Origin of the sequence: Roseateles sp. (assembly GCF_039595295.1) — a bacterium.
In the GTDB taxonomy this organism is placed as follows: Bacteria; Pseudomonadota; Gammaproteobacteria; order Burkholderiales; family Burkholderiaceae_C; genus Roseateles.
In genome coordinates this window covers 22,748-41,325 of record NZ_JBCNLU010000039.1, presented here as the reverse complement: position 1 = coordinate 41,325, position 18,578 = coordinate 22,748, and the positions used below count along the sequence as shown (strand labels likewise).

General features: G+C 65.4%; 22 protein-coding genes. 21 read left to right on the top strand and 1 reads right to left on the bottom strand.

Going from position 1 to position 18,578, the window contains the following annotated elements:
- Window positions 1–44: 44 nt before the first annotated feature.
- The 16 genes from ABDW59_RS20785 (at window position 45) to ABDW59_RS20710 (ending at window position 12,110) form a co-directional block, all read left to right on the top strand.
- Window positions 45–500 carry a hypothetical protein gene (locus ABDW59_RS20785; protein ID WP_343632682.1) on the top strand — a complete coding sequence of 152 codons (456 nt, stop codon included), beginning with the start codon at window positions 45–47 and terminating at the stop codon, window positions 498–500.
- An 80-nt stretch (window positions 501–580) separates the two neighbouring features.
- Window positions 581–1,912 (top strand): hypothetical protein, encoded by a 1,332-nt coding sequence (locus ABDW59_RS20780; RefSeq protein ID WP_343632680.1) that lies wholly within the window; start codon window positions 581–583, stop codon window positions 1,910–1,912.
- On the top strand, window positions 1,912–2,361 hold the full coding sequence (locus ABDW59_RS20775; RefSeq protein ID WP_343632678.1) for a hypothetical protein: 450 nt from the start codon (window positions 1,912–1,914) through the stop codon (window positions 2,359–2,361). Before ABDW59_RS20780 ends, ABDW59_RS20775 begins: the two co-directional genes overlap by 1 nt.
- 10 nt (window positions 2,362–2,371) lie before the next feature.
- A complete protein-coding gene (locus tag ABDW59_RS20770) occupies window positions 2,372–3,391 on the top strand; it encodes a major capsid protein (RefSeq protein WP_343632675.1) in 1,020 nt (339 codons plus the stop codon).
- Window positions 3,392–3,393: 2 nt separating this feature from the next.
- Window positions 3,394–3,933: a hypothetical protein gene (locus ABDW59_RS20765; protein ID WP_343632673.1), complete on the top strand. Its 540-nt coding sequence runs from the start codon at window positions 3,394–3,396 to the stop codon at window positions 3,931–3,933.
- Window positions 3,930–4,298 carry a hypothetical protein gene (locus ABDW59_RS20760; protein ID WP_343632671.1) on the top strand — a complete coding sequence of 123 codons (369 nt, stop codon included), beginning with the start codon at window positions 3,930–3,932 and terminating at the stop codon, window positions 4,296–4,298. Before ABDW59_RS20765 ends, ABDW59_RS20760 begins: the two co-directional genes overlap by 4 nt.
- A 13-nt stretch (window positions 4,299–4,311) precedes the next feature.
- Window positions 4,312–4,611 (top strand): hypothetical protein, encoded by a 300-nt coding sequence (locus ABDW59_RS20755; RefSeq protein WP_343632669.1) that lies wholly within the window; start codon window positions 4,312–4,314, stop codon window positions 4,609–4,611.
- Between the two features lie 3 nt (window positions 4,612–4,614).
- Window positions 4,615–5,016, top strand: coding sequence for a hypothetical protein (locus ABDW59_RS20750; RefSeq protein ID WP_343632667.1), 402 nt, complete (start codon window positions 4,615–4,617; stop codon window positions 5,014–5,016).
- A 1-nt stretch (window position 5,017) separates the two neighbouring features.
- Window positions 5,018–6,466 carry a hypothetical protein gene (locus ABDW59_RS20745; protein WP_343632665.1) on the top strand — a complete coding sequence of 483 codons (1,449 nt, stop codon included), beginning with the start codon at window positions 5,018–5,020 and terminating at the stop codon, window positions 6,464–6,466.
- Between the two features lie 23 nt (window positions 6,467–6,489).
- Entirely contained in the window at window positions 6,490–6,834 is a 345-nt protein-coding gene (locus ABDW59_RS20740) for a hypothetical protein (protein WP_343632663.1), read from the top strand.
- 2 nt (window positions 6,835–6,836) lie between these two features.
- A complete protein-coding gene (locus ABDW59_RS20735; RefSeq protein ID WP_343632662.1) occupies window positions 6,837–7,211 on the top strand; it encodes a hypothetical protein in 375 nt (124 codons plus the stop codon).
- Window positions 7,208–7,558, top strand: coding sequence for a hypothetical protein (locus tag ABDW59_RS20730; protein WP_343632660.1), 351 nt, complete (start codon window positions 7,208–7,210; stop codon window positions 7,556–7,558). Before ABDW59_RS20735 ends, ABDW59_RS20730 begins: the two co-directional genes overlap by 4 nt.
- A 12-nt stretch (window positions 7,559–7,570) precedes the next feature.
- On the top strand, window positions 7,571–8,029 hold the full coding sequence (locus tag ABDW59_RS20725) for a phage tail tube protein (RefSeq protein ID WP_343632658.1): 459 nt from the start codon (window positions 7,571–7,573) through the stop codon (window positions 8,027–8,029).
- 10 nt (window positions 8,030–8,039) lie between these two features.
- Window positions 8,040–8,387, top strand: a complete 348-nt coding sequence (locus ABDW59_RS20720) for a hypothetical protein (RefSeq protein ID WP_343632656.1) — start codon at window positions 8,040–8,042, stop codon at window positions 8,385–8,387.
- On the top strand, window positions 8,387–8,950 hold the full coding sequence (locus ABDW59_RS20715) for a DUF6246 family protein (protein ID WP_343632654.1): 564 nt from the start codon (window positions 8,387–8,389) through the stop codon (window positions 8,948–8,950). Before ABDW59_RS20720 ends, ABDW59_RS20715 begins: the two co-directional genes overlap by 1 nt.
- Window positions 8,931–12,110, top strand: coding sequence for a phage tail length tape measure family protein (locus tag ABDW59_RS20710; RefSeq protein ID WP_343632652.1), 3,180 nt, complete (start codon window positions 8,931–8,933; stop codon window positions 12,108–12,110). The genes ABDW59_RS20715 and ABDW59_RS20710 overlap by 20 nt, the downstream gene beginning before the upstream one ends.
- A gap of 4 nt (window positions 12,111–12,114) precedes the next feature.
- Here ABDW59_RS20710 and ABDW59_RS20705 read toward each other — a convergent pair whose 3' ends face one another.
- Complete coding sequence (locus ABDW59_RS20705; RefSeq protein ID WP_343632650.1) at window positions 12,115–12,795, bottom strand: hypothetical protein; 681 nt, start codon at window positions 12,793–12,795, stop codon at window positions 12,115–12,117.
- A gap of 59 nt (window positions 12,796–12,854) precedes the next feature.
- Here ABDW59_RS20705 and ABDW59_RS20700 point away from each other — a divergent pair, with 59 nt between their 5' ends.
- Genes ABDW59_RS20700 through ABDW59_RS20680 form a run of 5 tightly spaced genes read left to right on the top strand, consistent with a single transcriptional unit; the run spans window position 12,855 to window position 18,565 of the window.
- Entirely contained in the window at window positions 12,855–13,328 is a 474-nt protein-coding gene (locus ABDW59_RS20700) for a hypothetical protein (protein ID WP_343632648.1), read from the top strand.
- Window positions 13,328–13,810, top strand: coding sequence for a DUF1833 family protein (locus tag ABDW59_RS20695; protein ID WP_343632646.1), 483 nt, complete (start codon window positions 13,328–13,330; stop codon window positions 13,808–13,810). Before ABDW59_RS20700 ends, ABDW59_RS20695 begins: the two co-directional genes overlap by 1 nt.
- A gap of 23 nt (window positions 13,811–13,833) precedes the next feature.
- Window positions 13,834–14,235, top strand: coding sequence for an NlpC/P60 family protein (locus ABDW59_RS20690; RefSeq protein WP_343632643.1), 402 nt, complete (start codon window positions 13,834–13,836; stop codon window positions 14,233–14,235).
- The gene (locus tag ABDW59_RS20685) at window positions 14,229–16,688 is read left to right on the top strand and encodes a host specificity factor TipJ family phage tail protein (RefSeq protein ID WP_343632641.1); all 2,460 of its coding nucleotides are present in this window, start codon (window positions 14,229–14,231) and stop codon (window positions 16,686–16,688) included. Before ABDW59_RS20690 ends, ABDW59_RS20685 begins: the two co-directional genes overlap by 7 nt.
- Window positions 16,685–18,565: a hypothetical protein gene (locus tag ABDW59_RS20680; RefSeq protein WP_343632639.1), complete on the top strand. Its 1,881-nt coding sequence runs from the start codon at window positions 16,685–16,687 to the stop codon at window positions 18,563–18,565. Before ABDW59_RS20685 ends, ABDW59_RS20680 begins: the two co-directional genes overlap by 4 nt.
- Window positions 18,566–18,578 lie beyond the last annotated feature (13 nt).

Genomic DNA, 18,578 nt, shown 5'->3' with positions numbered 1-18,578 from the left:
CCCAGGGGATCGCCGGAGGCGCGGCAGTCGATGAGGACTCTCTGATGAAACGATCGATCTCGATGATTCTGGTTGCGGCCCTGGCCTTCGGTGCCGCCGCGATGGCGGTGGCGGGCCCGGCCCCGGTGGACCCGAACGTGCACATTGCGCTGGCGGGCGTCGGGCCGGCCGAGCTGGGCATGGCTGCCGTGGCCGCTTCGGCGGTGCTGGGCGGCACCGTGCAGCCGGCGGTGGAGCAGGTGAGCGAGGAAGTCGCCACCGCCATGCGAGCGAAGTTCGTGGTCGGCAGCGTGGAGCGGTTCGAGTCCGCTGAGCGGGTGAAGTTCAGCGCCGTGAGCAAGTCCGGCGGTTACCCGGATGATGGGCTGGACGAGGACAACACCTTCGCGAAGTGGTCGCCCTCGGCGAACTGCGAGATCCTGATCACCAATCCCGCGCTGCACGGCAAGTTCTCGCCGGGCCAGAAGTTCTACGTGGACTTCACGCCGGCCGCCGGCTGACGGTCTAGCTGCTGCGACCTGCAGGGCCCCGCGCGCAACGCCGGGGCCCTTTCTCTTTGGGCTTCCTAGCATGCGCCCGCATGAGCAAGCGTCGCATCAACATCGTCACGGCCGTCAACTCGGCCAACGTGTCCAAGAGCGGGAACATCTACACGATCCGGGACGTCGTCCATGCGATCGATGGGATCGTGCTCAACCGTCGCCTCTACCCGGGCAAGGAACTGGAGAAGTCGGCCAAGGGTCTGGAAGGCAAGCCGGCGCCGGCAGGGCACCCAAAGGACCGCAAGGGACGCCACATCAGCGCCACGAACGGCGAGGCGCTTGCCGCGGCATGGATCGGCGCCTACTGCCAGAACAGCCGATATGAAGGCGGCCGGGCGATGGTGGACATCGTCCTGAACAGCGATCAAGCCATGGCGATGCCCGAAGGGCGCGCGGTCGTCGAGCGACTCGACTCCGCCATCGCCGGGACCAACACGGATCCCATCGGCGTGAGTTCCGGCCTGTTCCTGGAGGAGGTCAACGCGCAGGGCAAGAGCCTCGGCAAGGAGTATGACTCCATCGCCACGAACATGCGCTTCGACCATGTGGCGATCCTCCTGAACGAACGGCCCGCCGGGACCCCGGAGGAGGGCGTCGGCATGTTCCTGAACGCCCAAGGCGAGGAAGAGCCGGTGGAGGTCGTGACGATCAACGCCGACCCGGTCGACCGCCGTGATGAGGGTGTCCTCGCCGGACTGCGCGCGACGATCCGCCGCCTCATCGGCAATGGCACGTCGGATGTGAGCTTCGACCAGATCAGCCAAGGCCTCTATGCGCTGCTTCCGGAAGGCGGCTGGTTGCAGGAGGTGTTCGAGCGCTACGCCGTCTGGCGCGACCGCGAAGGGAAGCTCTTCAAGCAGGACTACTCGGTCTCTTCGGAGGGCTCCGTAGCATGGACCAGCAACCCGGTCGAAGTGGTTCGCCGGGTCGATTACCAACCCGCCACCAACAGTGGAGAAGACCCAGTGAAGCCCATCATCATCGCCGCGCTCAATGCAGCCGGCATCAGCGGCGTCGCGGCGATGACCGACGACGAACTGCTGGCGGCCTACAACGCCCTGCAGGCGAAGCCGCACCTGGACGCGCTGAACACGGCCAAGACCCAGCTTACCGCCGCGAACGCCAAGATCGCCGAGCACGAGCTGGCCATCAACGCCGCCGCCGACGCCGAGCTCACCACCATCGCGACCGAGCTGGCCGCGAACACCTCGCTCAAGCCCGAGGACTTCAAGGCGATGGGCCTGGCCCGCTGCCGTGAACTGAAGGCCAACAAGACCGCTGCACCGGTCACGCCGGCCGGCGGCAAGACCGGCGTCGAAGACGAGTTCAAGGGCTACGACCTGAACGCCGTCAACAAGGAGCAGAAGTAATGCCGAACCGCATCTACCGTGGCCACGTCGAGCGCCAACCCCGCAGCGTCAGCGACAAGACCGTCGCTGGTGCGTACCTGCCCGGCACCTTCGTGGTGGAGGGCGCGTCCTCGCTGACGCAGGCGACGGCCTTCGGTCCGAACCTGCTGCTGCTGGCCGACCGCGACTACTACAGCCTCGGTGCGCTGGACAGCACCGACCCGCTGAAGGTTGCTTACGCCTCCGGCGACACGGGGCTGGCCTACGAGATCAACCCGAACGATCGCTTCCAGGCTGCCGTCGCCGCCGCGACCTACACCTACGGTCAGGAGCTGACCGTCGGCGCCGCCGGTCGTCTGGTCGCCGCCGCCACCGGCAACGTCGTCGTGGCGGTCGCCAAGTCGGCGGGCGCGAAGGCCGCGGGCGATCTGATCGACGTGACGATCGTCAACTTCTACACCAAGCCCTAAGGAGGGACCGATGCTCATCTTCAATCAGAACCAGCAGGAAGCGGTCATTCGCGCGCGTCGGGCCTTCAACGCCACGCAGACGCGCATCGCCGAAGCCGCCGGCTTCGCCGCCAATTCCGCTGGCGACGAACTCGCGGGCAACGCAGCGCAGATCCCCCTGGACGCGTGGCGTCGCATCGACGAGGACGGCGCGCGCATCCAGCGCGACGAGCTGGTCGTGTTCAACCGCCTGTCGGCCGCCAGCCAGACGCCCGTGTCCATGGGCGACCTGGTCTCCTACTTCCCGAAGGTCAGCGACTCGGGCGAGGTGAACGTGTCGATGGACGGCCGCCGCAAGGGCAACGCCGACCAGGCCATCGTCAAGTACGAGGGCACCCCGGTCCCCATCTTCGACAGCCAGGCCGAGTTCGGCTGGCGCCAGATGGAAGTGCTGCGCAAGGGCGGCGGCTTCGACCTCGTGGCCGAGACCGTCTCCAACCACCAGCGCAAGGTCGCCGAGAAGCTGGAAGACATGGCCCTGAACGGCCTGGGCAACATCGTCGTGGGCGGCGCGACCATCTACGGTCTGCGCAACTTCCCGCAGCGCAACACCGGCAACCACACCTTCGACCTGAACGGCGCCACCGGTGCCAACTGGATGGCCGCGGTGAAGGCGATGATCTTCGCGCTGATCGGCGACAACGCCTACGGCAAGGTCTCGATCTTCCTGAACTACTCGGACTGGGTCTACGCCGACTCGACCGACTACGTCGCGAACTACCCGAAGACCATCCTCCAGCGCCTGCAGGAGCTGTCCTCGGTGGCCGAGTTCATCCCGGCCGCGCGCGTCCCGGCGAACGAGATGATCGGCATCGCCAACCTGAACAGCCGCAACTGGGGCAAGGTGCTCAACGGCATGCCGCTGACGACCCGCCCGAAGGCCCGCCACAACCCCGAGGACGACTACGTCATCGGCGCCATGGCCTCGGCTGCCACGCAGTTCAAGTCGGACTACAACGGCAACAGCCAGATCGCCCACTGGAGCAAGTGACCATGAAGGCGCGCATCACTCAACTGAAAGCGCCCTGGCCCTCCGGGGCCGTGGTCGGGCAGGTCGTCCACTTCGAGGCGGGCTCCGTGCCGGCCTGGGCGGTGGGCAAGTGCGAGCCGGCTGGCGAGGACGCTCAAGCCGATCATGTGGTGGCCGTTCCCGGCGATCACCTGACGCTGCCGGAGATCAACGGCAGCCAGCGCCAGCAGATCGAAGAGGCGTTCGAGGCACTCCGCGAGAGTGCCCAGCGCCGCATCGAGGAGGTCGAACGCGCCGCCGACCTGCTGGCACAGGAGAACGTCCAGCTGCGCGACCGGCTCGCGGCCAGCGACCAGTTGGTGGCCGATCTGCAGGCGAAGCTGTCCGCCGGCTCGACCGGTGGCGACGACGTCACCAAGCAGGCCGACGCCGAGCGCGCGCAGCTGGAAGCTCGCGCCAAGCTGGAGACCGAGGCTCGGGAGCTGGGCATCCAGTTCCACCCGAACATCGGCGACGCCAAGCTGGCCGAGAAGATCGCCGAGAAGAAGGGCGAGGCGAAGTGATCACGAGCGCGCAGGCGACCCAGTACCTGGATGAGGCGCTGGGCGTCGGCGTGCCGTCGTTCATCGTGGACGCGGCGGTCGCCGAAGTGGCCGCCGCTGAACCCGCAATGCAGGCCGCCGGCTACAGCGCCACGAAGCAGGTGCTGGTGCAGAGCATGGCGGTCGCCATCGTGGCCAGCGCGGGCGGCGCGCGCCGGATCCAGTCACAGACCGCGCCCAACAGCGCCTCCCGGTCGTTCAAGAACCTGGACAACGCGCTGACCCTCATGCGCCGCGAACTCGCCGCGCTCGACACCGCGGGCACCGTCGCCGAGATCGTCGGCCCGGACCCCTCCACAAACACCATGTTCATGGTCGTCTGCTGACCCTGGAGTCCCCATGTCCCTCCTCGCCAAAGGCTACCGAACGAAGCAGGCTGTCCCTCCCGGCCGCGTGCTGCGCGTGATCTGCGAGGGCTCCGCCTCCGTGAAGGTCGGAGCCGCTGCCGCCACGACGATCACCGCGACGTCGCAGGACTACGGGCCCTATGCGACGACCACCGTGGTGATCGTCACCGCCGTGAGCGGCCCGCTGGACGTCCAGCTGCTGCCGCGCGACATGCGCGAGGTCGTGACCAGCGCCAGCGCCCCGACGAACAACGACGGCCGCCCAGACGGCACCGTCTACATCCAGGGCTGAACCATGCCGGCCAGCGTGAAGGAGAACGGCGCCTACGCCGTCAAGTCCGGGGTCCAGATGAAGGTCGGCGGCGCCTACACCGCCGTCGGCGCTCCGGTCGCCCCGACCGAGATGGCCCTGGTGCAGCAGATCCGGGTGTTCGATCAGGCAGTGACCTGCCGTGCGGTTCATCGAGCCAGTCCTCGCACCCTTCTGATCGTGCGCAACAAGGAGGCGGCCAACTTCCTCGAGTACGGCTTCACCACGAACAACAACAACAACAACTCGGCGCCGACGGTGTGGAACGCGATTCCTCCCAACCAAGAGTTCTACGAGGGCGACGTCGACCACCAGGTCTGGATCCGCTCCCAGACCAACGGGCAGTCCTGCCTGGCCGAGATCGAACTGACCTCTCCGAGGATCTGACATGCCGCTTCGCGCTCTCACCTCTCCGTCCGCACCCCGCTTCGCGCTCACCAACATCGCCATCGCCTCGGCCGGCGGCCAGCGCGTCCTTGGCCTGAATCGTGCGCGCACGACCTTCTACGGCACGCGCGTGGGCGGCAGCAGCGCGCGGAACATCGTCACGCGCTCCACAGATGGCGGCGCGAACTGGACCGACGTCCAGACGACCGCGCTGCCGGCCGCGAACTACAACGTCAACGGCATGATGGAGCGCCCGGACGGTGAGGTGCTGATCTCCACGTCGAGCGGGCTCAACGGGACGCAGAACTACATCTACAAGAGCATTGGGTGGGCGACCAACCCCTTGACCGCGACGTGGACGCAGGTGCTCCAGTTCCAGGGCGGTCTCGCCGGATACCCGCGGTCGTTCAACGACCAGTGCATGGGCCCCGACGGGACCATCGTCATCGCCGAGTGCGGCGGGCAGACGCAAAACACCGGCATCACGGTCACGACGCCGGGCAGCGGCTACACGACCATCACCCTGACGCCGCAGAGCGGTTCTGGCGCCGACATCCGCGTGAACCTCGATCCGGCGATCGGCGCGGTGCGTCGCGTGGGCGTGCTCAACGGCGGCACCGGCCACAACCCCACCAGCGGGACCTTCTCGTTCAACATCACGGGCGACGGTTCGGGCGCAGCCGTGACCTACACCGTGACGGGCGGGGTGATCACCGCGGCGGCGCTGGACAAAGCGCGCCGGCTCTACGTGTCCACCGACTTCGGCGACACCTGGAACGTGCGCTACGACCTCTACCTTTCCCCGGACTACAAGTACGGGCCGGGCCTGCACTGGCACGGCGTCACCTATGACCCGGACTGGGGTCGCATCTGGGCCACCTTCGGCGACAACACGGGCGCCGGCTACGCGATCACGAGCCCCACGGGTACCGGCAAGACCCAGGTCATGTACTCCGACGACAAGGGGCTCACCTGGACCTTCATGGACGCCGAGCCGTACTACCCCGGCCAGGTCGCCCAGTACACGCCCGTGCGCGCGACGAAGTGGGGCGTGATGTTCGGCGGGGACGCGATGAAGAACCTGGGCATCACCGTCTTCAGCAAGGCGGGATACCGGGTGCTGGGCGGCCAGATGTTCGGGCCTTCGATCTACGCGCCCAACCACGTCGAGGGCACCTTCCGCTCTGCGTGGAGCGCTGACGACTCCATGCCCATCTTCATCGGCTACAACTCCCAGAGCGACGGCTACGAGCCGGTCATCCTCGTGACCGACACCGGCTACAGCTGGCGCGAGCTGTGGCGCGAGACGGACTTGGCGACCCGGCCGGCGACCCAAGGCTACGCGTGCGAAGAGCCGTTCGGCCCCGACACCTCGGGCCGCGTGATCTCCAACTACCCGCGCCCATCCGGCGGCGACCTGTTCCTGCGCGCGACCCTCACCGGGGTCTGATCCGCTCCCTAGCATGCGGCGGCATGTCCTCTGTCGCCCGCTGGGCCTACACCGCCACCGCCACTGTTTGGCCGTTCATCGATCGTGCTGACTGGGGTGGCGTTGCCCAGTACGGGCCGCCCAGCACCTTCGCCTGCGGATACGCCTCCAAGGCCGACCGCATGACCGACGCCAAGGGCATCGAGTTCATCACCAAGCAGGTGCTCTACACCGAGCGGGACGACATCAAGCAGCAGGACATGGTCCTCATCGGCGACCACTCGGGCCAGTCCGACCCGATCGCGGCCGGCGCCGCCGAGGTGCGCGTCGTCTCGCGCGATCAGGACGTGTTCGAAGGCAAAGCGGACGACTTCACCGTCTACACCTGACTATGGCGACCAGCGGACCCAAGATCAGGAAGCCCAAGGTCACGAACGACCTGGACAAGTTCATCACCGACCGCGAGCACGCTGCGGCGCGTGCGATCACGCAGGCGCTCATCCTCGGCGGATCCGAGGCCAGCGTCTTCACGCCCATCGACACCGGGACGCTGCTGAATTCGCAGTACCGGCACGTCACCAAGGATGCGGAGGGCCGGATCGTCGGGACCGTGGGGTACACGGCGGCCTATGCGCTTCCGGTCCACGACCCTGATCACAAGCAGACTTTCCGCCGCGCCACCGCCGAGAAGGAATTCCTCAAGAAGGGATTCGAGGCTGCGGCCGAGAACATCGAGAAGGTCATCACCGGAGCATTGAAAGCATGAACGCCGCCGACGCGCTGCGTGAGTTCATCACGCCACTTCTGCCCGGCTGGCGCATCCAGTTCGGGCGATGGACCGACGGGAACGTCGCCGACCGATACGCGGTGATCCTGCCAATCGGCGGCCTGCCTGCCGAGCTGGTTCGGCGCCCGCTGTTCACCATCCTACTGGTGGGAGCGAAGGGCGAAGCCCTCTCCATAGCATCGGACGCTGCGGATGGGATTGTCGAGGCGACGCGCGCGAGCAGCGGAAGCCTGGTGCTCATCCAGGCGAGCGAGCCGATCGGCCCGAAGTTCACGACGGACGACCGACCCATGCTCGAGATCCCGATTTCCACGATCACCACCTGAAGGACTACCGACATGGGTACCTATACCGGGCGCGACGTCATCGTCAATTTCGCGATTGGCGATGAGAGTGCCAACCCCACGAGCCTGACGTTCAAGCGTCTGGGCATGATGCGCGGCAAGAGCATGAAGACCAGCTGGGACACCGTGGACACCACGGCGGACCAGTCTCCGGACTTCACCAAGACCAACCTGGTCACGTTCAAGTCCAGCGAATTCTCCGGTGATGGCGTCACCTACGACGACGACATCTTCAACCAGGAAGAGTTCAAGGCGCACGTCATCAGCCCGGGTGCCGGAACGGCCAACCAGCCGAAGGTGTGGATGCAGGTCATCTACCCCAACGGCGCGCAGTACCAGGGTCCGTTCATCGTCTCCGAGTGGAACGACGACAGCCCCTACGCCGACGCCGCGACTTGGAGCATGACTGCCATGTCGAACGGCGCCGTCGTCTACACCCCGCCCACCCCCTAAGGAGTAGCGCATGGCTGCCATTGCTTCCATCAACGCCAAGCAGAACGGCGCTTTCGCTGCAGCGATCTCGACGCTGACGGCGGACGACACCATCACCATTGACCGTTCGCGCAAGCAGCTGCTGGTGTTCCGCAACACGACGGCCGGCGCGCTGACCGTGAAGATCGACGGAGACGGCGGTACCACGGTGACGGTGCCGGGACTGGGCTCCCCCATCGACGTATCGGCGGGTCTCTCCATCCCCGTGGGAGTCGGCGCGAGCGTCGCGGTCGTCCTGTCGACCGTGGACGCGTACTGCAAGGGTGTCGTCCACCTGACCGGCGCCGCTGGCCTGACCGCCCAGCTCTTCAACCTCTGATGCTGGTCGAGTCCGGCTTCGTCAGAGTCGGAGAGAGCGAGGGGAGGGAGTGGACCTTCACCCCCTCGCTGGGTCGCATCGCTTCGCTGGGGACACCCCATGAGATCGTGGCCCTATACGCCGGACTCCACGGGCCCAAGGCCGCGCAAGAAGCGGCCTATGTCCTGGCTTGTCTGTGCGATCAGGATGACCCGTTCCCGCTGATCGGTTGCCAGGTGCGGCCCGGCCTTTGGGAATCGGGCCTGATGCCTCCGGCGCAGCAGATCGTCATCGCGCGGCATCTGATGCAGCACGGGATCTGCGGCAAGGCGCGCCCTGGCGCATCTGCCGGCGGTGGCCAGTTCTCGCAGACCTTCGATGCAACGGAGTACATCGCCGCGGCGCGTGTGCACTTCGGGCTTTCGAGCGCAGATGCTGAAGCGCTGAGCATGACCGAGTTCCAGACCATGTTCGAGATGAAGTATCCGCAGGCGAAGGAGAAGGCTCGCGAGGTGCCAACCCGCGAGGAGTACCGCGAGCGGATCCGCGCGCTGGAGGAAAAGCGTGGCAACCAAGGTCGGTGAGATTTACTACGAGGTCACGGCGGACACCGCTGGCCTCGTCGCAGCCCAGAAGGACGTCGACAAGTCCGTCGACAAGATGGAGTCGGCCTTCACCGCCGTGACGTCTGCGGTCCTGGAGCTGTCGGCCAACATCAAGCAGCTGGTCGAAGCGACCAAGCAGCAGGGGCGCGCAACCGGTGACGCCGCGGCGGCGACCGACCGCCTCACCACGGCCACGCGCGGCGCGGCGGACGCGTCGAGCTCTGCGGCGCGCTCGTCCGGCCAGAACACGACCGCCACGAAGAAGCAGACCGACGCCGCCAAGGACATGGCCAAGGCGGAGGAGGCTGCGGCCGAAGCCACGAAGAAGCGCAAGAAGGAGCAGGCGACCGCGCCGAAGGTCCCCGCGCCTGCGCCGGCACCCGCCCCAGCACCGTCGGCCGCTCCCGGCGGCATGTCCGACAAGGCTCGCAAGGCCGCAGAGCGCAACATCCCCGCCCAGGTCACCGACATCGTGACCGGCCTGTCCACGGGACAATCGCCGTTCACCGTGCTGATGCAGCAGGGCGGACAGCTCAAGGACATGTTCGGTGGCGTCGGGCCCGCGGTGCGCGCACTCGGCGGCTACGTCGCCGGGCTGGTGACGCCGTTCACCGCTGCCGCCGCAGCTGTCGGCCTACTGATCGTTGGCTTCGTCAAGGGACGCCAGGAGAGTGAGGAGTTCCGCAAGAGCCTGACCCTCACCGGCAACCAGACCGGCGAGACCATCGAACGCCTGAACTCGATGGCCAAGGCCTTGAGCGGGAGCATCGATGGTGTGACGCAGGGCGCCGCGGCTGATGCGCTGAATGAGTTCGTCACGGCTGGCGTGCGCGGCGGCGAGTCGCTGCAGCGCATCACGGAGGCAGCACTTCGCCTGGAGCAGGCTGGCGGCCCGGCAGTTGCCGACACCGCCAAGGCCTTCCGTGAGCTCGGGAAGGACCCACTCAACGCGTCGCTGAAGCTGAACGAGAGCGTCAACTTCCTCACCGCCAGCCTGTACCAGCAGATCAAGGCGCTCACCGACCAGGGCAAGACCGTGGAGGCAGCCAAGGTCGCCCAGGAGGCCTATGCGTCCGCGATCCTCGGCCGCACGCCGCAGATCATCGAGAACCTGGGACTGTTGGAGCGCGCGTGGAAGGCGGTCGCCAACACGGCGAAGGCCGCCTGGGATGGCATCCTAGACGTCGGCCGGAACGACCCGCAGAGCCTGGAGAAGAAGCTCGCAGCAGCACAAGCTGGCCTTGAGAAGTTCCAGAGCTCGCGCGGCGCCTTCGGCTACACCCAAGCCGACCGGGCGAAGCAGGCCGCGGCCATGCAAGAGCAGATCGACGCGCTCAAGGAGCAGCTCGCGCTGCAGGAGAAGAGCCGGACCCACCAGAAGGACGCCGCCAATGATCAGGCGCGTCAGGCCGCGCAGATCAAGGCGCTGGCGGAGTTCGACAAGGGCGGCGAGCAGTTCTTGGAGAAGCGCAAGCGCATGGAGCAGGAGATCGCGCAGGCGCGCGAGCTCGGCAAGGCCGCGGGGCTGGATCAGGTCAAGATCGAAGAGCGCGTCGCTGCGATCCGCAAGTCCTACGGCGTCGGCCAGAAGGCAGATGAGGCGCAGGCCTACTACCAGAACCTGGTCGCCGCCAACGCGACGGCCATGGACCAGATCAACGCCCAGGAGAAGGCGGAGCTCGCTGACAACCACAAGCGGATGATCGAAGACGCGGCCAACGCGCGCACCTACGCGCTAGGTCGGGTCGAGATCCAGAAGAAGTACGCCCGCGAGCGCGCGATGGTCGAGGAGAAGACCTCGCAGGATTTGGCCGAGTTCAACATCGCCACGACCACCGATCGCGAAGAGCAGATCAACATGATTGAGGTCGAGGCTTATCGCCGGTCCTCGGCGCTGGCCAAGCTCGGAGTCATCAACTACACGCAGGCGGAGCAACAGAAGGCGGTAGCGTCGCTCAAGGCCCAGAAGGAGCGTGATCAGATCGAAGAGCAGCTCAGTCAGATCTCGGCCGATAACAGAATCGCCGCTGCCACCGATGAGCTGACGAAGATCGACCTCTTGCGCCAGGAGAACATTCGACGCATCGAAGCTGCGGAGAAGGCTGAGCTGATCAGCCACGCGCGTGCGACGGCGGAGAAGGAACGCGTATCGATCGACGCCCAGAACGCGATCCGTCAACAGGTGCTCAGCGTCAACCCCTTGGCGTCCCTGACTCGGGAGTACGAGCAGAAGCTGGCAATCGTTGAGTACTACGAGCAGCAGATGGCTCAGGCGGGCATCGACGGTGCCGCGCTCGTGGAGCAGAAGCGGACTGAGTTGTTCACTCAGTTCCAGCAGCAGCGCCAGGCCATTGCGGAGACCGAGTTCGCGAATCAGGGGCTGGCCAACAAGACGCTGATCGACTCGCTCAACATCCTGGAAGGTTCGGCGACGAGTGCAATCACGGGCCTGCTGACTGGAACCATGTCAGCGACGGACGCGATTCGCGGCCTGGCGAACACGGTCCTGAATGAAGGCGTCGGGGCACTCGTGCAGCTTGGCGTTCAGACCATCAAGAATGCGCTCATCGGCCAAGCTGCCGAGAAGGCGCAGATGGCGACGAAGGCGGCAAACGCGGCGCTCTACACCACGGCGGTCACGGCTCAGGTCGGAGCCACGACGGCGCTGGCAGCGCAGAACGCATTCATGGCGACGGCGGCGATCCCCATCATCGGCCCAGCGCTGGCGCCGGCCGCCGCCGCCGCTGCCGCGGCAGCTGCTGGAGCGTTGGGCACGCCGGCAATCGCCGCGGCGCCAGTGGCAGGGGCGCGGATGTACGGCGGCGGAGTTGAGGCTTCGTCGCTCTATCGCGTAGGCGAGAAGGGACCGGAGATGTTCACCGCAGCCAACGGCAATCAGTACATGCTGCCAGGGCAGCGCGGAAAGGTGACTCCAAACGACGAAATCGGCAGCGGCCAGATCAACCTGCAGGTTGTGGTGAACAACAGCCACCCGACGGCGCAGGTATCGGCCCAGGTCGACGAAACTGGCCGCGTGGTGCAGATCGCGGTGGCTGAAGTCGCCGGCCAGATCGCCAGCAACAGCGGTCCAGTGTGGACCGCCATGCGAGGCAGCACCAACGTCACCGGTCGCCTGTAGGAGGTTAGCGAACCGCTGAGAAGTACCGCTTGACCTTGTACTTGATGGACCGGTTCGTGGCCTCGATCACCTCGATCTCAGCGCCTCTGTAGCCGATCGTGGTGGATTCGGTCAGGTCGTACTCGACGTTGTTGTTGAACGCCATTCGAGCCATGTCGGAGGTGAACTCGCGATAGCCGATGTTGATCTTGTTTCCGACGCGACCGCTGTAGATCAACGTCTGCTGGAACGATTGCTCTGTGACTGTGTTGAAGGTCTTCCGGACCAGCGGAGGATTGGAATCGCAGGTGTATGCCGAGAAGACGGTCACCACGCACAATTGGCCGTCCTTCCTCAATAGCAAGGCCTTCCATGGATCCGCGAGGAGTGCCTTCTCCACCGATCCGCCTCCGGTCGAATTGAACTTCGGCATGAAGAACTCACCAAGATCGCCGTCGCCAGTCTTGACGTAGTCACCGACCGATAGGGTGTAAGCCCACGAGGGCTTGAACGAGGCGAGGAGACTGAAGCCGTCCTGCCGCACGAACATACCTTGAGTGAGCATTCGCTCGCCGACCGGAACCGTAACCTCGGCGTCGATGGCAGGCTCGTTCACAGCTGAGATCTGGGGCCGATAGAAAGACGACTGAGTCGCGCAGCCGACAAGCGAAAATGCCGCAGCCGCGGCGGCGATACGACGGAGCATAGGTCCTCCCGAGTTGTTGTAAGGCGACTGTAACGGGTCGGCTTCCTAGCATGACCCCCATGCCTGAGGCCTTTCCGTTCACCATTCCGTCGCTCCTGCGCGCGGGCAAGAGCCGCAGTCAGCCGGCCAAGTTCTCGATGGCCGATCCCCGGCGCGGACCGGGGTACAAGCAGGAGACCGGGACAGACGTTCCCGTCTTCTGGGATGTGACCTTCGTGTTCGGCCCCGATGAGGCCGTGGCGTTCCAGCTCTGGGGCACTCAGAAGCTCAACTACTGGATTGACGACTTCGTCATGCCGATCCGCACGGAGTTCGGCTTGCTGGACCATGTGTGCAGCTTCCTGCCCGACTCGCTGGTACCGGCCACCGAGGACGGCCCGCTGTTCCGCTACACGGCGAAGATCATGGCCCGCGCCCAGCTGATCCCGGACGGCTTCAAGGACGCGGTAGATTTGATCATCGGGCTGCCAGGCTGGAGCGTGTGGGCGGGCTACCTGGACGAAACGGTCAACCAGGCGATGCCGCTCGACTGATGGACCGCCGCACCTACTGGGCTACGAAGAGCCCGCTGCCCACGTTCCATGCGATCACCTTCGAGCATCCAGCCTTCGATGCACCGATTCGTCTGGTGGCAAACCAGTATCAGCCGGTGACGTTGGGAGGCAACGTCTTCACGCCGGCCGGCATGACGATCAAGGCGCCGGACAAAAAGAGCGACGCGCAGCCCAAGCTCACGATTGCCTTCTCACGCGAGAAGGCCGGTCGCGAGTTCAAGCGGCAGATGCGGCGCATCGCAGGCTCCCTGGCCTTGACCTCCATCGCCGTCACCTATGAGGTCTACCTTGCCGACACTGATGCGCCTCAGGTGACGTGGAGCCTGTTTGTTGCCGAGTCGAATGGCATTGCGTTCTCGAACGACCAGGTGCAGGTGACGGCGACCATCGACAACCCGATGCGGCGCGATGTCGGGCCGATCTACGACCCCGCGGTCTTCACAGGCCTCGAGATCTTGTAGGGCACTCCCTAGCATCCCTTCGGGTGCAAGCCCTGATGACCCCTGTCGACTTCGTGAACCGCGCTGTCGGCGTGCCATGGGTGAAGTGGCGATCCGACTGGCGGGGGATGGACTGCTTCGGATGTGTGGTGCTCTGGTTCCGTGAGGTTCTCGGGGTGGAGGTGGGCCCGGTGCCGCAGATGGACATCGAGGCCGGATTCCATTCGCTGCCGCAGTGGCGCGAATGCGAGCCGGAGGCGGGCGCAACGGTCTGGATGGCGTGGCGTGATGGTGCGCCAACGCACTGCGGAATCCTCCTAGACGCCCGCCGCGTCCTCCACGCCGAGGGGGGAGAAGGCAAGCCCGGGGCTGTGCGCGTCACGCGCTTGTCCGCGCTGCAACGTGTCTATGGCGAGGCGAAGTTCTACCGGTACTCCCCATGCTGAGCATCTACAACGACCCGTCTGGCGCGACCGGGGCCGCGAACTATCGCTGGGACTACAGCGTCTCCATCCAAGAGAACATCGCCCGGCACTTGGACAGCGGGGCATCCTGCGAGGTTTACATCAACGCCGAGCGCGTTGATCCGGCGACCGACGACCGCATGGAGCGATTGCCGACCGTGGCCGATCAGGTGCGGGTGTGCCGCCGGCCGGAGGGATTCGACCCGCTGACGGTCCTTGTCGCTGCGGCCGTCGCAGCACTCATCGTCTCGGTGGCCCTCATCCCCAAGCCCCCGAGCGTGGCTGGCGCCGGCAAGGATAGCCCCAACAACTCGCTGACGGCGCAGTCAAACGTCGCGCGGGCCTATCAGGCGATACCCGATGTCTACGGCTTCCGCCGGGTCTGGCCGGACCTGATTCAGCCCAGCACCATCGAGTACATCAACCACATCAAGTACGTCACCGAGTGGTTGTGTGTCTCGCGCGGCGAGGGCGTGATCAGCGCGGTCCAGTACGCCGAGACGCCCATCACGGACATTGTTGGCGCGAGCTACGAGGTGTTTCCGCCCGACGCTGGTGCCGGCTATCCGGAGCGGCGCTCCACGACACTGCGGGACGTGTTCGAGACCTTCGCTAGCGACGAGGTGAACGGACAGGAGATCGTCTATCCCAGCGGGGCCGTGACGATCAACCCGGTTGGGTCGTTCAGCGCTGCGGCCGGATCGACGTCGCTGAGCGTCACGATTCCCGATGCATCGAACCTAGCGCCGCTCAAGGCTCTCGCGGGTACTGGATCTGCGCGCGTCACGTTCACCTACGGCGGCGGCCCGACGGTCTTCGATCAGACCTGCGCCGTGGCGTCCTTCAGCGTATCGGGCAGCAATGCGACGTTCATCTTCACGACGTCGACGTGGAGCTCGGCGCAGTCGGGAACTCTGATCGACTTCAAGATCACTCCCCAGACCGCAACGACATACACCACCATCGGCCCGTACACGCTCCCGGTGGAATGCAGCCGCATTCGCTGGAACACGGTGTTCCTGCGCGGGCTAAAGGGCACCGTTGCGATCAAGGCATCGTGGTGGAAGGTTGACTCGGGCGGGGTCGAGGTTCCAGGCACCCGCGAGACGCAGACGAATAGCTACACCGCAGACACCTACGACGCTCGGTACTACACCAACACGGTAACGCCGGCCGCCGGCACCGGTCGCTACCGATGCGAGTTCACGCGCCAGACCAACCAGATCGGCGATCAAGGGACCGACGTCGCGAAGCTCGAAGAGCTCTATGCGGTGCGGTACTACGCGACCAAGACGCTGCCTGGGGTGACGGTCATTCGCGTGACGACGAAGGCGACGAACGAGGCTACGGGCTTCAGCGATCGGAAGTTCAATCTCCGCTGGCTGCGCAAGGTCCGCGCTCTGGACAGCGACACGCTCAGCACATCTCGAAACTTCGCCCGCGCGATGGCTCATGTCTGGACGCTGGCTGGATACGACATCAGTGGCATCGACGTGGAGATGCTCGCCGAGATCAACGACCGCATCGGTGAGGACTCGGCGCTGCTTCGATTCGATGGAAGCCTCGATGACGCGGACATGAGCCTCGGCGAGCGCATGGCGCTGATCGCAAACCATGCGCGGTGCCTAGTTTGGCGCGATGGAACGAAGTGGACGGTGAGCCGCGACGAGGCAAAGTCGGAGCCGGACGTTCAGTTCGACTACCGCAATCTGGCCAGCAACGGCAACTCGACGATCAACTTCTCTGCGCAGATGCCCGATTCTCACGATGGCGTGGAGGTCGAGTTCGTGGATGAGGCGACCCAGAGCAAGAAGTCCTACATCCGGCTGACCATCGCAGGCGAGACGATCATCGAAGCGTCGAGCTCGAATCCTCAGAAGATCAAGCTCACCGGATGCACGACGCGCAGCCAAGCCATGAACCGCGCCCAGCTCGAGGTGCGCAGGTTGCTCTACCAGCGCGAGACCTTCAGCGACATTGCCCTGGCCGATGCCGGATCCATCGGGCCCGGAAGTCTGGTGCGGTACATCGACCCGAACGACTTCGCGGGTGACGACGGTCTGCAGGGCGGCGAGGTCATGGCCATCTCCGGGCTCACCATCCGGACCAGTGAGCCCTTGGACTGGAAGGACGAGCCGGATGGGCGCCTGATCGTCACCGATGCCTCCGGCCGCAGTTCGCTCCCCGTGAAGTGCTATCCCGTTGCCGGCGACCCCTACCTACTGACCGTAGAGAGCCTCCCGTCTGGCATCTACGTAGCGGACCGGACGCGGCAATGCGGCTCTCGCTATGCCTTCGGCCCAGGGCTGTCGGAGGCAGAGATCGAATCGGCTGGACTCTTCACGATCACGTCCGCTCGGCCGGACTCGGATGGCTCGACCGTCTCCATAGCATCCACCCGCTATGACGCGCGCCTTTACGAGTTCGATGCATGACGACGCCTAGCACCACGCCGATCCCCAGCAAGCTCCCTCAGGATCTGCTGTTCAACGCGGAGAAGGCGGACGAGTTCGTCAACTCGACGGCGCTGACCTACGTCGACCGGTTTGGATCCACCCGCAAGACGCTGGCTGGCATCAAGGCGGACACCTTGCAGCAGACCCAGGCCTTTTTCGCCAGCCTGGGCTACCTGCCGCCGGTGGCTTACGCGTCCGGCCTGAGCATGACGCAGCCGAACCAGACGGTGAGCTACAGCGGCAGCGTCTACGCCCCCAAGCTGGACCAGCTTCCGTTCACGACCAGCGGCACCTTCGAGGCGGCAAAGTTCCGTCTCATCCAGGGCCTGACCGCGGCGGACCTCGGCGCGCCGTCCGGCGGGACCTTGGTCGGGAACTCGCCCAGCAACACGACGGGGCTGGGCGGCCAGGTCAACCAGATTGTCACGCCCTACCTCTACGCCTCGCTGCAAGCGTGCGTCACGGCGAACCCGGGCCGCACGATCCTGATCCCCTCCGGCGAGTGGGTCGGCGACGTGAACGTGGGCAACAGCGTGCGCCTGCTTGGCGAGAAGCGCCCGACGTTCAACCACACGACCAAGAAGTACGAGGGCGGGACGGTCATCAAGGGGGTCGTCAACTGCACCGGGGCATTTGGCGGCTTCGCCATGGAGAACATCGGCGTCGACGCCCAGGGGCATGCGTCCCACGAGGTGGGTGTCTTCGTCGGATCCGGCGGCCTACCACTGAAGGGGCTGCGGATCTTCAACTGCTCTTTCGCTGGCGATCCGAGCAGCAACCACGCGCTTCTGGCCGAACTCTGCGAGGACGTGCACCTCAACGAGATCGAATGCATCGGCTCGAATCAGGGCGTGGCGGTGAAGGCCGTCAGCGGCTTCATCGGGAGGGTCACCGGCATCGACACGGTGACGTGGACCCTGACGGTCCGCTATTCCCCGGGTATCCCGTGCTCTGACCTGCTGATTGGTGAGGTCCAGGCCTACACCAAGAACGCGGCGAAGGTCGGCGGTGTCATCTGCATGAACGACCAGCCCGACGTGGCGATGAGCAACATCGACATCGCGCGGATCTCGATCAAGAACGGCCTGAACGGCTTCTACGTCAGCAACACCGGCAACACGATGGGCGCCCAGAACGTGCGCCTGCGCGAGGCCTACATCCAGGGCGTGGGCGACTTCGCGATCCAGACCTTCGGGCCGGTCAAGGGGTTCAAGGCCAACAACATCCATCTGAAGGATTGCGCCGGCTCGTTCTTCTCGAACAACGACGCCAACGCGGAGGACTTCGAGCTCTACAACTTCTGCATGGAGAACACAACCGGCTACGCCGTGCTCTCCGGCAAGAACCACAAAGTACGAGGCTGGACGCGCAAGGGCGCGGCGGGAGTCGTGCTGTTCATCCAGAACCGGTCGACTGACCTGCAGCTGTGGGACATGGACCTGCGCGTGAACCCCGTCGTCAACGACTCGGGTGGCACGGTCCTTCAGAACCTCTATCCCGTGATCCCGATCTTTGCCAACGGGAACATGCCTTCGATGGTCGCCAAGCCGGTGAACATCGTGACGAAGAGCCTGGGCGGCGTCGCTCAGAACCAGGCGATCCCGATCTACAGCCTCCCGGTCGGATCGCAGATCTACATCCTCGAGCTGATGGTCGCGATGTTCTCCGTCGCCGGACGCCACATGCGCAAGGTCGTGATCGCGGGCAACGACATCCAGTACGCCGCGAGCAGTGCATTCGCGGCCAACGTGTTCTCGGTTCAGCGGACCGGAGACGCTATCGAGGTGAAGTACCTGCACTCGGTCGCTGGATCGGTCGACATCGACGCGGTGATCGCCGCATTCCACGAGGCCTGAGGGAGGCCCAAGA